The organism is Enterococcus pallens ATCC BAA-351, from assembly GCF_000407485.1.
Classification (GTDB): Bacteria; Bacillota; Bacilli; order Lactobacillales; family Enterococcaceae; genus Enterococcus_A; species Enterococcus_A pallens.
Map to the genome: position 1 here is coordinate 286,851 of NZ_ASWD01000004.1, position 14,861 is coordinate 301,711.

Consider the following 14,861-nt stretch of genomic DNA (forward strand, 5'->3'; position numbering starts at 1 on the left):
ATTATGTTTATCCTGTCCATTTCTTTCAGTTTAACCAGCACAAAGAAGCCTCTACGAAATCAATCATTCTCGTAGAAGCTTCTTTTTTATTTGATTCTTTTACCACTTTCCATCCACAATCTGAAAAGGAATGCTCTCTCTTTTTCTCAAATTGAATGAGACCTCCTGAATTTGCTACAGTTAGTTTATCCATCAGTGGAAAAGATATTTAACCTTACAATAGGCGCTTTAACTTTCTTTTTAGTTACAAATCCTTTGCTGTTCCTCTTTAATAATTCTACTGATAATTCTTTCGTTGATACCCAATGCATTGTTGATAAAAGGCCTCACTTAGTTGATAGCCTTTACCCCAGTGGGTAAGAATAAGCTTACCTTCCACACCTTGCTGCTCAAATTTGCGCTTGATTCGATTAATCATGCACGACAGCTGACTCATGTTCGATGGGGTTTCTCCTTCTGTCCAAATCTTTTCGCATAGTTCTTTTCGGGTGATCAGTTCTCCTTGTGCTTCGATCAAGAGATCCATCAACTTGCGTTCTTTACCGGTTAAATGGATTTTCATGGCACTTAGTTCCTTCGGTGTTTCACCACCTGGGAACGGAACAATTCGTCGATTGTTTGCTTCCTGTTGACTGGCACTGACTTGTGCCTGAGACAGTTTTTCCCGTAGGTCAAACAAGGCTTCATCCTCTAATAAAAAGCCGTGCAGCCCTCGGTTTTGCCAGCTTGCCTGGTCTTCAATTGATGGAAGCAGACCGACCTCTCGCAAAATAGCCACAGGATAACGATGAAAGAAGTCTACCAGTGTACCTGCTTCCTGATCACAGATCGTTTTGCTGAAAATGACTGCCTGAAACTGTTGAATCAATGAAGGCGGCATGCCTATACGCATCACCTGATCCACGAGCTGAGCGGAGCACCAGACTTCGTGGTTTAAGTTTTGCAGCTTCTCCTGCAGAGGTTGATCGGATAATATATTTTTAGTTAAAAGTAGGACTTGACTCATGGCTATCGCCTTCTTTCGTTATGGTTTGCGGCCCCTGTGAAGCAATATTTTGTGCGAATTGATCGACTTTTTCCTGCAGCTGTTGATACAGCGTTAGGACATCTTGTTTCGATGTCATTAATTCATTTGCCAGCTGTTGGGCATGCTCCTCCATCGTAACCGCACGTTGCTTCGCTGCAAGGATCAATTGCTCAGCCTGTTGTTGGGCCTCTAAGATGGTTTGATCCCCTTGCTTTTTGGCAGAGAGGAGGATTTTGCTGACTTCTTCTTGTTTAGCAGCGGTTTCTTCCTGTAGGCTATAAAATTGCTCTTCCATCAGCTGGGCATGCTCTTTTTCTGCTCGATAAGCAGTTTGGGCATCGGTTACCTGCTGCTCCAATTGAGCCATCTGTGTCTGCAGCGTTTGAGCAGCTTCTTCTTTTTGCAGCAGCTGTTGTCGCTGGGAATGAATGAGCTGATCCTTCTCAGTCAATTGTCTCGCTAAAATCATTGCTTGCTCGTCAGCCGCTTGCACTTGCTGCTGCAGCTTGTTGTTTAAAGCTTCGGCCTCCCGCAGTTTAGCTGCTTCTTGAGAAACTGTCGTAAATTGTTTTTTCAGACTTTGATAGATAGCCTGCTGGTCTTTTAATTCCTGCTTCAGCTGTGGGACTTGTTGAGAAAGCTGCTGTTCTTCCTCCACTTGGCCCTGCAAATGAATGATATCGCTATGGGCTCGGTACAACGCCTCGCTTAAGGCGTCTTTTTCTTCTTTTAATTGCTGCTCTTCCTGCTGGGTCATTTGAGTTTGACTGGTGAGTGGTTGCTGGTTGAGCTGATTGGTTAACTGATTATTCTGAGCGAGCAACGTTTGTCGTTCTTGCGTTAATTGCTCTAATCTCGTTCGTAGTTCCTGCAGTTCCTTGGTTAGCTGGGCTACTTCTTCCTGTGGTTGTCGGCTTTGTGCTTCAAGCTGCGCTTGGGCTTGCTTCAAAGCTTCTTCTAATCGTTGGTGTTCCTTGGTTTGTTCTTCGCTAACTGCGGGTTGATTTTCGTAGCTGGCTAATCGTTCAGTGAGCTGGGTTCTTTCCTTTAACAGCTGCTCTTTTTGCGCCATCAGTTTCTTCGTTACCGTTGTGATTTCATTTTGTTTGTTTAACAGTTCTTGCTTAGTCTGTTCCAAGACAGCCTGCTGCTCTTTGAGTTGCTGGTTTTCTTCTTCCAATGCACGAGTCGCTGGTTCGTTTTGCTTGGGTTTTAGTTGATAAACCTTTTGTTCGCTGTCGTCCTTAGGTTCAACGGGGTGTTCTTTTTGAGCCATGGGACCCACACGTTCTTCAATGACTTCATCAGAGAGTTCATTGATTTCGTCCAAAATACTTTTGGTGAAGAACCAGCCATCCTTTTTCTTTTTGCGTTTTGTCGCCATCTTAGTCGTCATCCTTTGCTTTTTTCTCTGCTTCATCTAGTAGTTCAAAGGCCTCCTCCGCTTCGTTGCGGCCATAGGTACAGCTGTAGACCATCGGATTGTCTGCCTGTGAGGTTTCGTTGATTTGAAAATGAATTTGGGTCAGCTGGGTCACTGCCTCGGCTTCTTTGACAAAGGCGGTCATATTTTGCCGAATCGTCTTTTCGCTGGCTGACGTACTGACATCCCCTACTAATGAAAGGCTCAAGGTTTTGGTTGGGACATCGATTGAAAGAACCAGGGTAGATAAGCCAAAGTACGGCACAATCTGTTGGCTTAAGCCCTGTTCCATCTCCGATTGCAGGGATGCATTGCCATTGTCTTTAAACAGCTGGTCCCATTGATAGTCTGCTAAACCGATCCCTGATTCCGGATATTCCTTCACCGGAATCTTGGTAATCAGCTGTTTTTGTTCCCGCTTCAAGGAGAAGGTCTCGTCCTTTAGCGTCTCACTTTGTGCGCGCAGGGTCTCTACCTTTCCTTCGGTTTGAAACAACGAAAGGGTGACACACAAAACCGTTAGCCCAATAAGCAGACCATTGATTAGTAAAATGTGCACATGCTTTTCTTGTTCCTTTTGCTTAATGAGGTACAGCTTTCGCCGGGCGTTTTCCGATAGCTGCTCGGACTGCTCTACCTGTCGAATGCGGTAATGAATCAGGAAACGGTACCCGCTTAGACCCAAGATAAGCAACACGAATAAGACACTTAGGGCATTTAATATAAACATGCTGGGACTCCTTTCCTTAATTAATCGGGCCAAATTCCGCGAATGGATAGACCCGATACTGCACTTTGCCTTCTATCGTTGCGGCCGCCACCCAGCCAAAGGAACGGCTGTCCTTTGAGACGGCGGTATGATCGCCAATCACAAAATAATGTTGAGGTGGAATCGTGGTGTCTTGCTTTAACTGCCGTGCAACCTTAGGCTCTAGATCAAACGTGTAGGTAGTGGTGAAGCCTTCATCTCCAATGCTTAGAACTAGCCGATTGCCTTGAACTAAGACGGAATCTCCCGGCAAACCGATCACGCGCTTCACAAACATACCGTCTTCTTCAGGGACAGAAAAACCAATCACTGAATAACGGACAATCGGCGAGCGTTTGTTTAGCAGTACCCGATCCCCATCCTGCAGAGATTCCTGCATGGAAGTCCCGGCAACTGGATGGATTAGGTAGTTGTAATGCACCCAACTAAACAGAATCAATAGTCCGGTGATAAAGAATACGCCTTTGATTCCTGTTTTTAACCAGTGAATGGAAGACGACTGCTTTCGCTGATTGCTCATTTCGGCTTGATATAGGAAACCAGATTGGATTTCGCCAAGTCATTAGAAATGACACGATAAGAAATAGTGGTGCCACCCACTACGTTTCCTTCCGAAATCAAAATACCTTCATCTGTGACTGCCTCGACAAAAGCCACATGCCCATAGCGCGGATCCGAGCCCGCGGTTCCTGGGGTGAAGGAAATCAAGTAGCCGGCTTTTGGCGTTTGTGTTACTTCATAACCTAACGCTCGTCCCTTGGTGCCCCATTCCCCGCCGTTGCCCATAAAGTCATCGACTCGACCACCTAGCTGAGTCACGCGGTTAAAGGCATACCAGGTGCATTGTCCGACTGGGTAGGAGCCAGACAGATTATAGTTTTTGCCATCGTAATCTGGCAGCTTCATCTTTTTCCGGTACTCTGCTGGAATGGATTCTTTGCCTTGCAAGATGGCACTGGTGCTGCCGCTCTCTGGCAATGGTTCGTCATAGACTGTCAGATGATACGCCGCAATGATTGAGCTGATTTTCTTATGGTAAGAAGTATCGGTCGCGTATTTTCCAGTTAATGCTTGGGCTGCTCGTAAATAATTCTTGGACTCTGAACGCCAAACCTCTTGATAATAGGCCTCATTACCAGAAATTCCTTCACGAATCAGAGAGACATAATCACCTAATGATTCTGCATAGCTTGGATAACGGCGAAAGGCGGCCGAAATCGTGTAGAGTTCCCCATTGCCCCGATCTTCTTGCGTGGGTAAACTGACGGATTGACCGCCATAGCTGCCCTTCACCCCAAACAGATTGTAATTGGGGGCGACCGATAAACCGCTGGTACCTGAACCACTTTCTAAAATGGCTTGGGCAATCATTACCGAAGCAAACACATCGTATTTCAGCCCCAGCTTCTGGGCATCCACTGCAATTTGATCGATAAACTGTTGGGTTTGATCATTGGCTTCAATCGCAAAGGAAGCAGGATAGTCTTTTTCTACTTCTTCAGCATAAGCCGTTTTAACTAGCTTCTTTGGTCGTTTGCCGGAACGTGATTCGTCTTCACGTTCAGATAGATGGGCAATCACCACTTCTTGGGTGGTTCCTTTTTCATCTGTGGAGATTTCTTCCGTGCTTGGTTTTGTTTCTTCCGCATCCTCTTCTAAAGCCGCTACTTCTTTTTCCTGAACAGTTAAGTAATGATCCTCACCTAAATACAACCCAATGATTCGAGTGTCTTCCATTAAAATATCGCCTGGTTGAAGATCTTTTTCTTCGATTGCTTGTAACGATTCTTCCGCTAAGCTTTCGTTGAATAATTGACCAAACAGTCCTTCGACAAATTCTTGAACAGTGTACGCCGCTTCCTTTTCTCCCAATTGCTTCAAGCCCTCATAAATCAGAACGCCCTGTTTTGGATCGCTGAAAGAGGAAAGCTGCGGCAATTCGTAGCCATTGAAATCTGACTCAGCAACTTGACTCACGCGCAGACGTTCATCCAGCTCTACTTCACGATTGCCTAACGGATTGCTTGATCCAATCGTTGGCAAGGGTGCTGCTGGCACAACAACGGAGGGTTGTGCTGGAAAGCTGGCAATTGCTGATTCACTGGTGGCTGGTGGTGAAGCCGGTGTCGGTTCTGGCTCAGGCGTTGGTTCTTCTACTGGTGGTTTCGTTGAAGCTTCCGTTGTGCTTTCCGAAGAGCTGATCGATTCTTGACTAGAACTGCTAGTCGAAGAGCTTTCTTCGGTCTTACTTTGCGACGTACTGGTTTCAGTGGTGCTGGTTGAACTAGTCTCAGTTGTAGGCTCAGACGAAGTGGTCGTGCTGGTTTCTGTCGAACTTTCTTCCATTGAGCTTTCACTTGAACTAGTTTCTTCTGAGACAGAAGTTTCCTCCGTAACTTGTGTTTCAGAAGAAATCGTTTCGGTTTCTGCAGGTAAGTCAGACGCTCCGACTTCTTGAACCGGCTCTACTGGTAGAACCTCTGGCGGCAGGTCAGTGATCGGCTCGGAAGGAACCGTCGTTTCACTGCTGATTTGACTACTGGTACTTTCCGTCAGCTCATCGCTGGCCTTCAAGCTGCGACTGGTGGAAATGCTAAACACGGTAACGATGACCAGCACCAGCAGTCCACTGCCTAAAATGAGTTTCTTCATGGATTTCCTCCTAACGAATCAAGCTGAAAAATAAAATCGGTAATAACATCAATAAAAATAAGGGCACTACGGTCTGCATCGGATCAGAAATGATCTTAGCCGCAATGTTCATGCTGGTTTTGGTAACTTTGGGCACAGGATCCGCCTGCAGCAGCTCGCCATTTTTGATGGGGCCTTCTTTTTTTATCCCTAATTTTTTGAGCTGTTGGTCAGTGGCTTCAGACAAGGGTTCTTGTTTAACTAATTTTCCTTGGACAACTCGACGATAAATGGTGCCAATGTCGCCTTCACACCGCAATAACGTGATTATGGGTGTTTGATTGACCGAGCTCTCTTCCACATAAGACACCTCGGTATCCTGAATGACTTTGTTTACCGTGACCTCATACTGAAAAATGCTTTTGAAGTCCGTGGCATAGATCGCGTCTTTCTCCTTCAAGTTTTGAATCCTATGTAACAACAGATCCTGATCGAAAATATTGTGGGACAGCAGCACATAGTTGCTTTTTCCTAACTGCTGATCAGCTTGATAGGTAGCTGCCCCAGTCAATAAATTCTGATTGGCTAAACCGGCCAAAATAGGTAGATTGATATCAACCTTTGGAATCACCAGCTTGCCAATCCCCCATTGATTAGTAGTATCCTGCAAACTAGTTTTCGCCTTGGCATAATCGGCAATGTTCACACTGGCAATTTGTTTTTCGCCATAGTTGGCTTGACTGATTTTATCCAGGTTGTACTCAGCCAACTCGGACTGAGTGCCAATCGGAACCTCGGCCATTGCGCTTTCCTCCTGCATCTGGGTATAGCCATAAATCGCCAAACCGATCGTTGCCAGCATCGCAAAGAACAACAGGAAGAAATAAGCACGCGTCACCCAGAACAACTGCCGCAAACGTTTGGCGGCCTTCACATAGACGTTTACCTCTTTGGAGCGCAGACGCTTTAATTGGTACCGATAGATCGCCATTAACAAAATAAACAACAAGACATTGAAGGCCAAGGTGGCTAACACCATGTTTTGATAACTGAAAGTATTGCGCTTTTTGACTTTCTTCTTCGCCGCTTGTTTGTAGGGAATACGATGTCCAGTTACCAACAACCGATAGGTATTGATTCCTGGTGGCGTACACGTCAACAAAGTCACCTTGTCCTTGCCTGGTTGAACCTTAATCTTGTCTGCTTCACTGGGCAGAATTTCCTCAAAGGAATCAATCTCGTAGGCCAGTCGTTTACCCAGAATATTAATATAGAAGACATCGCCTTCGGTTAAGTTGCGAATATCGGTAAAAAGCACCTGATTTTTCACACCGCTATGACCAGTAATCACTGCCCGTGTGTTTTTCCCACCCACTGGAATCGAAGTAGATTCAATGTGCCCTAACCCTTTATCCAAGGTTTGATAGGAGGTCCCATGATAGAACGGCATCTTTTCAATATCAATCGCCGGAATATCAATAGTACCCATGGTGTCGCCCACGTTAGCGATATTTTTGTAGGCCATCGGTTCGGGATTCTCTCCCTGTTGCTTTTGGTAAATGTACCGATTGTATTCTTTAGCCAGCTGCCATTGCTGGTTAATTTCTTCTTGGCTCATGCGTTTTAAGACTTGGTCGTACTTGGCAGTAGCCTCGCTGCGCTCCCGATTGGCTAAGTAATTGCCAACAATCGGATACAACAGGATAATGACCCCGACGACGATCATCACAATGGCAAAGATCATCAAAAAGGAATGATTATTCTTTTGTTTTTTTGCTTGAGGCATTCCTTTTCTCCTCTCGTTTCCACTTGAAAAGAAAGAGCAACTCAAATGAGTCACTCTTCTCTAAAAATGATGCTTCTTGCTTCGCATAAAGTATCCGCCAATCGCACCCATCACTACAATCAGTGCCAGTATCAGATACAGCGGCTGCATGGTGCCTAATGTACCGCTTGTTTGCGGCAACCGTTTGTTGGCAGCGGTGGCTTCTGCGGCGGTTGGGTTGGAAGGATCTTTTTCCTTAGTACCTGAAGTCCCAGGCAAGGCCTGAATACTAGATTTTGGATACAGATAAACATCTGATAAGGCTTCACCCGTTCGTTGCGGCAATGGCAGCTCAAAAGTCACGGGCTCCATCACTTGACGCAATGTATCTGTGGCTTTTTCACTGACGCGATACGTTCCCGCAACCAGATTCCCTACGCGAGCTGTCCCTTGATCGTCCGTTGTGAGGGTGGCTGAAAAAGCATCCACTCCTTCGACTGGGCGAAATTCACTGGTCCCTTCCATTGGAGAGACCCGCACAATTTCATAAGTGATACCAGATAAAGGATCCAGCTGATTTCCCTCAGCATCGGTAACTTTTTCTGCCTTCGTCCCATCCTGGGGAACATCTTCAGACAAGGTCACTCCTTCAGTCAGTTTGTACTTTTGAATCGTAATGCTATAGCCCGCCTCTTCTGCCGCAACCACTTGCGGCAAAAGAACCACACCCAGCAGCAAAGAAAGCAGCAAGTAAATCGTCCATCTCTTTTTCATCGCGTGTGCCTCCTTCGCTTCGGCTGGCGGTAATAGAACATCATGCCGATAAATCCGACAGTCATTAAGCTGGCAGCTGCCAACAATATCATGATCATTGGATTATCGCCACCTGTAAATGGCAGATCGGTTCGGACATCATTGTCTTGGTACAATTGAATGACTTGGTTTCCTTGTGTGATGGTCACTTTGAGTGGTTTCTTCAAAAGTTCAAAACCAGATGGGGCTTTGGTTTCTACTAGGGAGTATTCGCCAGGGAATAGGTCTTTAAACTGAAGCTTCCCATTTTCATCAGTAGTGGCCGTACCCAGTTTATTTCCAGAGCCTGTATGTCCTTCGTAAAGGTCGAAAACTGCACCTTTTAATGGCGTTCCAGTCGCTTTCTCTGGGTCACTTAATTCGCCATCTTTGTTTCCATCAATCGCTGTACCGGCTTCATATTTGAAGAGGTTGATCGTTCCAGGTCGAATTAAACCAAGATTGATATTTTCCACTTTCCATTCATTATTTGGGAAGTTGCCTCCCGTTAATGTCGGTGTGCTATAACTATCTGTTTTGAGCGTATCGCTATTCACTTTAGAAGTATCTACAGTCTGAGAAGAGGTTCCGCTGTCCTTCGTGGTTACCTTAATCTTCTTAGCGTTCACTTCTCCATTAATTTCAAAGTAAGCAACGTAATCCCCTTCTGGAAGATTAGGGAATTCATATTCTCCAGAAGAATTTGTTTTAATTGTCGAATTTCCAGAACCATCAATGAATTTGAATCCAGTCAAATTTTCTTTGACTAATTCATCTTTATAACTTTTGTTTTCATTACTGGTACGATACAACTTCACTGGAATGTTCGGAACAATTGCTTCTGACGGATTCTTTTTCCCATCCAAGTTATCATCGTACCAAGCGACTCCCTTAATTGACCGAGCAATGACGGTTGATTTTACATAAATGGATTGGACTGGATTATTATTATAATTGTCTAGCTTTGCGCTATTTACAAACAAATCATTAATTTTTTGGTTTTTCGCAACCAAAGCTATATCAATTGTATTATCTTCTCCAACATTTAGTTGATCATATTCTAAGTAAATCGCCTTGACATCGGTCACTCGCCCACCTGTATAAACACTCCAACCAGAAGTTACATCAATGTCATTAGGATTTAACGAGCCATTAATTGATTGCTTCGTATAATAAATCTTTGGTATATTCACACTCGTCACTTTGACAGAGAGCAAGTCAAAAGAGCCCTTAAAGGATGTACCTCGTCCATCTGAAAAATACGGAAAGACATCTAGAATTCGGGCATCTTTCATCGGATATTTAGATTCATTTTTGTTGTATAAGCGATAATTTAATGTTGTATTCTTTTCTCCGTCTACTAATGCTGCATCTTTTGTACCTACTTCAATTTTAGAATTAACAGTGCTTTTTTCAATGACTGTAGTTGAAACCTTTGTAATTGTCGTACTTGCCTCAGCTGTCCGTAAAATTTCTAACGATTCATCCGTTAACCCATCTTTATTTTCAGCTGAAATCACTGCCTTATTCTTCACTGATTTTGTATTTGTAGCATCATATTGCATATGTTTTCCTTGCACCATTGTATCGAAGACTAGAGTTTGAAGCGGTATATTCTTTTTATTGTACTGAATTGTCCAAGTCAAAGTGGTTGATCCATCTGTTTCTTCTTTTATTGAGGGTTCAATTAATTGAGAACCATATTTAGCACTCCCTGCTATATAAGCTAGCTCTTTCGGCAGAGTATCTTTGATTGTGAAGGAGATTTCATCGTCTTCGTTCGCTTCAATTTGTGGAGTCAATTTCCACTGAACTACCTCATCTGAGTTATAACCAGTTCTAACAGGTGACTTTGTTATACGAGCACTGAATGGCACAATCAATAATGTATTTCCATAAAGATTGGCAGGCTGATGCTCTGAACCAGGTTGGATTTTATTCTCCTCATCATACTGAGTAGGTTTATATGACCCATTAGGAGGATAACTCAGCAGTTCTTTATTAGAATTAGTAAGTGATCGTGCTGAGGATACAACAATGTTTGAATTTCCAAACTGATCTTTCGCTCGATTATTTACAGGCCCAATAGCCTTTAATGGAATTTCGGTTGCAATTTTGAATCCTGCTTCTACTCCGGTTTTTTCAGCTATCGTTTTTATGGCAGAAATGGTACCTTTTGCCTTTGCTTCATCATACGTAGCATACCAGTTATAACTTGAATCCATTGTTGAATATCGGACAGTTGTATCTGGAGTTAATTTCCCATCTTTCTTTATTCCGTAAAGAAGACTATTAATCTTCCCATCTGATCCCTGACTGGGCCTTGCGTAAGATCTAACTGAGCGACTTGAATCATACTCAAAGCTATGTGCATTCCAGGCAGTGATTCCTGATAAAAATTTCATATCTAGCGAGACTGCATCATACATTCCCGTGGTCGTAAATTTTTCATTTTTATAAATCGCGCCATCGCCTGATGGAGTCCAATTCTGTGAAGGATTTGTCCCAATTTTTCTTCCATAAATATCGCTGGCTGGACTAAAACAAATGATTGATCCCGGAAGAGTATTTCCTCTTTGATATTGATAGTTTGATGTATTGGATTTTTTTTGTCCCTCATATTCAATAGTAGTTGTTTTAAAATCTGTGAATATTGAACCATTCTTGTCCAATAAATAGTCGTATGGTATCGAAACCACTCCCGCAATTGAAGCAAACGTGGATTGCCCAACGTTTTCCTCTGTAGTTGATGCGTATCTTGTTAATCCATCTTTATGAATTGCAGCTGGATTATTAACAGAGAAGCTAAAAGTATTAACATTCTTGTTTGATGCAGATAATTGATTTGTATCATAAACAAGATATTTCGTGTTCTTTGCAGTACTAATATCTCTCGATCCTGGCATAGACGATGGACTATTTATTGACATTTTTTTAAAAGTATAATGAGCAAATTCTGGTGTTTTGGTCAATTGGTCTGTATTTTCTGAATTAGGTGCTAAAAAACCATAATGGGTGAGTTGAGGTTGCTTTTGATCTGTACCATAAATTATGGTGTGATCTGTGCCACTATGAGGTTGAAAACGAGCACTAGTTTGAACTTCTACATCAATTTTCCCAGTAGGATAAGTAGCACCAAGTAATTGTTCGTACAAACTTCCTTTACGAACAATCCCTGAATCAGTTAACGGAACTACCGAAAACTTCACTCCAAGTGTCTTAGCCATTGCATTTAGACTATTATCATTGGTTAATGTGGACATCAAATTATAGTCCGATCCACTTTCTGCTAATGTCGCCTTAACATTAGGCTTAGCTGAAACCTTTACCTTTTTTTTCACCATATTCTCTGAGATTGCATTGATAGGAATTATTTCTCCTGTGTCAACATCAGTGGCTTCTAAAATTGTGATAGTTATTGTCGGAAACAGTTCATAATTATGTGTAGCCCCCAACACTTGTAAGTTGATAACTGAATCGACTATACTGGAAGAACTTGCAAGAGTCCCACTTGTTGAGTAATATGAATCTCTAGCTTCAGCACCGTTATTTCCTGTTTGCATCCCTTCAGGAAAATATGCATAATCTCGTAGTTGCCCATTTACTTTTTTCCGTGATTCCTTAAATTCCGCATTAATTTGATATTTAATATCTTTGTATGCCTTCAAAGGATTGGTGGACTCAAGCGAAAATGAATATGCATAAGTAACTTTATCCCAAGTACGCACAATATCATTAGTTGGAGATGAATCATGCCCAGGTGCATCGTCTGGGTCAAAGTTTTTTTCTCCCGTTTGAATGACGAGCTTAGGATCTTTCAGACGAACAACATCTGGTCCCTCCCTTAATTCTAACGGAGCAATTGACATTTCCATTCCGTCAACATCTTCAGTTTTTGTTACTGTTTCTGACGTTTCTTTTTCATTATCCTTAATTTCAGTTGTGTCTTTTTCTGGAGCATTCTCTTCTGCTTCGCTCTTGAATTGAATCAAGGTTTGCTTCTGTTCGGTATCTTTCGCGTTCGATAGTACCACTAGCTGGTCCGATTGAGCATTTTTTTGAACGGACAAAGTAACAGCCTGACCTTTTTCAAGTTTTAAATAGAACTCTCCTTTTTCCTGTTCTTCACTATTTCTAACTTTAAAGACACCGCAATCTGGCAAAGGTTCTATCACTGGAGAAATTACTTCAGGTGCTTCCTGTATTTCTTCTTGCGGTTCAATCGGTTCACTTTCTTCTATGCCTTCAGATTCTTCTGTTTCTGAAATTGCTGTTTCCGACTTTTCCATCATTGGAGCCGGTTGACGGAAAATCCCTACATCTATATCAAATTCTTCTTCTGCCAACTCGTAATAAGTTAAATTAGCATCTTTAGCGACAAAATCTAGGCTATAGTTCGCTTCGTCATACGGAATACTATAAATACCAGCTTCTTTGGCTGTAAGAGTAATTTCTACGGCTTCTTTAGCTGTTTCAAAACTTCCAGTTACCTCTTCATCTTCGTTAAAAACAGTAACCAACTGTGACTCATTATTTGATGCTTTTAAAAACTGCCCTTTGGAGATGGCACCCGCCACCCCCAGGACAATCAGGAGCGGAAGGCAAAGAGCGAGTAGTTTTTTGAATCGTTTTTGGTTGTGCATCTTCTACCTTTCCTTTCTACTCCGTGAGTTATGCTGCACGTCGTTTCTTATCAATGACAATAGCCGCTGTACCGATAGTGATCGCACCTAAAGCAATAGCTACCAACAACATAGTACCTTCTCCCCCGGTAAATGGAAGGTCAGTCTTTGGCTTATCTACGACATTTAGTTCAACCTCAGCATTGTCTTCTGTACTTAAATCTACAGTGACCTTTTTAGCTTCCTTCAATAATTCGTAGCCTGCTGGAGCTTTTGTTTCGACTACCCAATAATCTTTTTTGATGTCTGCTTTGGCAAACGTCGGCTCATTAGTGTCCGGATCATCGGTGATATCCTGCTTACCATTGTCATTTTTATCTTCGTACCAGTTCAAAGCCAATCCATTAAATTCTGCCCAGCCGTTTTCATTAGATGTCGCCTTTAGGAAAGTTACACCAGCTGGTAAATCCGCTTCTAAATAAGATTTTCCGTCAGTGGCGATGAATTTCCCAGCATCAGCATCGGCTTTTGTTTCAGCAATCTGGAATTCGGCATCTTTTAGTTTGTTGTTTGGTGCAGTTTTGTCTTCAGCTGTTTTCTCAATATCAAATCCACCGGTGTAGTATTCTGGATCTTTTGGATTTCCTGGATTAACTGGTTCCAAACCAGGTGTCAAGAAGGCAACATCAAAGTGGTTGGAAATCGTTCCATTATAATCATTTGCTGTATGCGTCGTATAAAGCACTCGGATTTTAACATCTTTGTTTAACGCAACTTTCTTCATACCAACTTCCGTTAGTTCAACTCGAACTGCTTTTTCTATACTCGTGTCGGTTTCTGTAATAGGAGCGGTATTTTTTTCCGTGTTATTCACAAAAACTTTATAATCAGTGCCTAAGATTAGATCAGTCCAAGCCCCGGTTTCTGTCTTCACTTGTGTTTTAACATTGTCCAATAGTAGCTCTTTGACTAATGTATCGTTAATAATGAAGTAATCAGCATAAATCTCATCACCTTGTGAAACATTGATATCTGCAATTTGGTTGCCATCCTTGTCATAAACAGGAGTGATTACCATGTTTTGACTAGCAACTGTGTGTAATCCACTTGGCAAATTCGCTGTTGCTTCCCAAGTAAAAGGTTGGCCGGCTTTAATGGAATAACCTGCCCCTTCCTCTACGGTCTTTTGTGGATCAATTAAGGATTCCATGATATTCTTTGGCTGAACTTCCACATCATAAATCAATGAGCTTAGATCTGTTCGATCAGTTTGTGGCACATACACAAAGAATGGATCTGCTGGTTTGGCAACCTTTGGTGATTCGCCACGATCATCAGGCAGTTCAGTCACTAGATAGATACCGTCTGCCGCCGTTCCTTTGCCTAGGGCTTGCTTAGCACTGCCGTCTGGTCCTGTTGTGATGGTTCCAATTTCTGAATCTACTGTGTAGTGAGTATCTTTCTTTTGAACCAATGGATTGGTTAATGAAGCATTGCCAACAGGTGACACTTTCTCAATTTTAAATTTAATACCTGGCAATGGATCCTTCGTAATTGTATCGTTTTCTTTCCCGTCACCACGTCCACCTAGCTCTGAAGCATCCTTTACCTGATACTTCCAAATGGTAATCGAGCGGTCAGATGTTTCGTCCGCTACCGGGTTGGCCTTAATATTCTGCTCAGCATTCACAACTGCGCCATTCCCCAAGGCCAGGCTGCCAAGACCGGTTCCCACAGATGCCAATAAAGCCGCGGTCATCGCCAACTGTACAAATTTTTTCTTACTTCTCTTCATGATAAAAACTCCTTTTCCCCTTTTTTCTCCCTATCCG

9 protein-coding genes are annotated in these 14,861 nt (G+C 42.9%); all 9 read right to left on the reverse strand.

The window, feature by feature from the left end:
• Positions 1–277: 277 nt before the first annotated feature.
• The 9 genes from I588_RS19055 to I588_RS19095 are packed head-to-tail and all read right to left on the reverse strand — an operon-like array spanning position 278 to position 14,824.
• Positions 278–1,006 carry a winged helix-turn-helix domain-containing protein gene (locus tag I588_RS19055; RefSeq protein WP_010758493.1) on the reverse strand — a complete coding sequence of 243 codons (729 nt, stop codon included), beginning with the start codon at positions 1,004–1,006 and terminating at the stop codon, positions 278–280.
• Entirely contained in the window at positions 981–2,411 is a 1,431-nt protein-coding gene (locus I588_RS19060; RefSeq protein WP_010758494.1) for a coiled-coil domain-containing protein, read from the reverse strand. Before I588_RS19060 ends, I588_RS19055 begins: the two co-directional genes overlap by 26 nt.
• 1 nt (position 2,412) lies before the next feature.
• Positions 2,413–3,180, reverse strand: coding sequence for a hypothetical protein (locus I588_RS19065; RefSeq protein WP_010758495.1), 768 nt, complete (start codon positions 3,178–3,180; stop codon positions 2,413–2,415).
• Positions 3,181–3,196: 16 nt separating this feature from the next.
• Complete coding sequence (gene lepB / locus I588_RS19070) at positions 3,197–3,739, reverse strand: signal peptidase I (RefSeq protein ID WP_010758496.1); 543 nt, start codon at positions 3,737–3,739, stop codon at positions 3,197–3,199.
• On the reverse strand, positions 3,736–5,871 hold the full coding sequence (locus tag I588_RS19075; protein ID WP_010758497.1) for a glucosaminidase domain-containing protein: 2,136 nt from the start codon (positions 5,869–5,871) through the stop codon (positions 3,736–3,738). The genes lepB and I588_RS19075 overlap by 4 nt, the downstream gene beginning before the upstream one ends.
• A 10-nt stretch (positions 5,872–5,881) precedes the next feature.
• Positions 5,882–7,636, reverse strand: a complete 1,755-nt coding sequence (locus I588_RS19080) for a sortase family protein (RefSeq protein WP_010758498.1) — start codon at positions 7,634–7,636, stop codon at positions 5,882–5,884.
• A 60-nt stretch (positions 7,637–7,696) separates the two neighbouring features.
• Positions 7,697–8,389: a pilin N-terminal domain-containing protein gene (locus tag I588_RS19085; RefSeq protein ID WP_010758499.1), complete on the reverse strand. Its 693-nt coding sequence runs from the start codon at positions 8,387–8,389 to the stop codon at positions 7,697–7,699.
• Positions 8,386–13,050, reverse strand: coding sequence for a SpaA isopeptide-forming pilin-related protein (locus tag I588_RS19090; RefSeq protein ID WP_010758500.1), 4,665 nt, complete (start codon positions 13,048–13,050; stop codon positions 8,386–8,388). Before I588_RS19090 ends, I588_RS19085 begins: the two co-directional genes overlap by 4 nt.
• Before the next feature lie 28 nt (positions 13,051–13,078).
• On the reverse strand, positions 13,079–14,824 hold the full coding sequence (locus tag I588_RS19095; RefSeq protein ID WP_010758501.1) for a SpaH/EbpB family LPXTG-anchored major pilin: 1,746 nt from the start codon (positions 14,822–14,824) through the stop codon (positions 13,079–13,081).
• Between the last annotated feature and the right edge of the window lie 37 nt (positions 14,825–14,861).

Excerpts from the sequence above, each read along its gene's own strand:
- I588_RS19055 (WP_010758493.1), bottom strand. The coding sequence starts at position 1,006 with ATGAGTCAAGTCCTACTTTTAACTAAAAATATATTATCCGATCAACCT.
- I588_RS19060 (WP_010758494.1), bottom strand. The coding sequence starts at position 2,411 with ATGGCGACAAAACGCAAAAAGAAAAAGGATGGCTGGTTCTTCACCAAA.
- I588_RS19065 (WP_010758495.1), bottom strand. The coding sequence starts at position 3,180 with ATGTTTATATTAAATGCCCTAAGTGTCTTATTCGTGTTGCTTATCTTG.
- lepB (WP_010758496.1), bottom strand. The coding sequence starts at position 3,739 with ATGAGCAATCAGCGAAAGCAGTCGTCTTCCATTCACTGGTTAAAAACA.
- I588_RS19075 (WP_010758497.1), bottom strand. The coding sequence starts at position 5,871 with ATGAAGAAACTCATTTTAGGCAGTGGACTGCTGGTGCTGGTCATCGTT.
- I588_RS19080 (WP_010758498.1), bottom strand. The coding sequence starts at position 7,636 with ATGCCTCAAGCAAAAAAACAAAAGAATAATCATTCCTTTTTGATGATC.
- I588_RS19085 (WP_010758499.1), bottom strand. The coding sequence starts at position 8,389 with ATGAAAAAGAGATGGACGATTTACTTGCTGCTTTCTTTGCTGCTGGGT.
- I588_RS19090 (WP_010758500.1), bottom strand. The coding sequence starts at position 13,050 with ATGCACAACCAAAAACGATTCAAAAAACTACTCGCTCTTTGCCTTCCG.
- I588_RS19095 (WP_010758501.1), bottom strand. The coding sequence starts at position 14,824 with ATGAAGAGAAGTAAGAAAAAATTTGTACAGTTGGCGATGACCGCGGCT.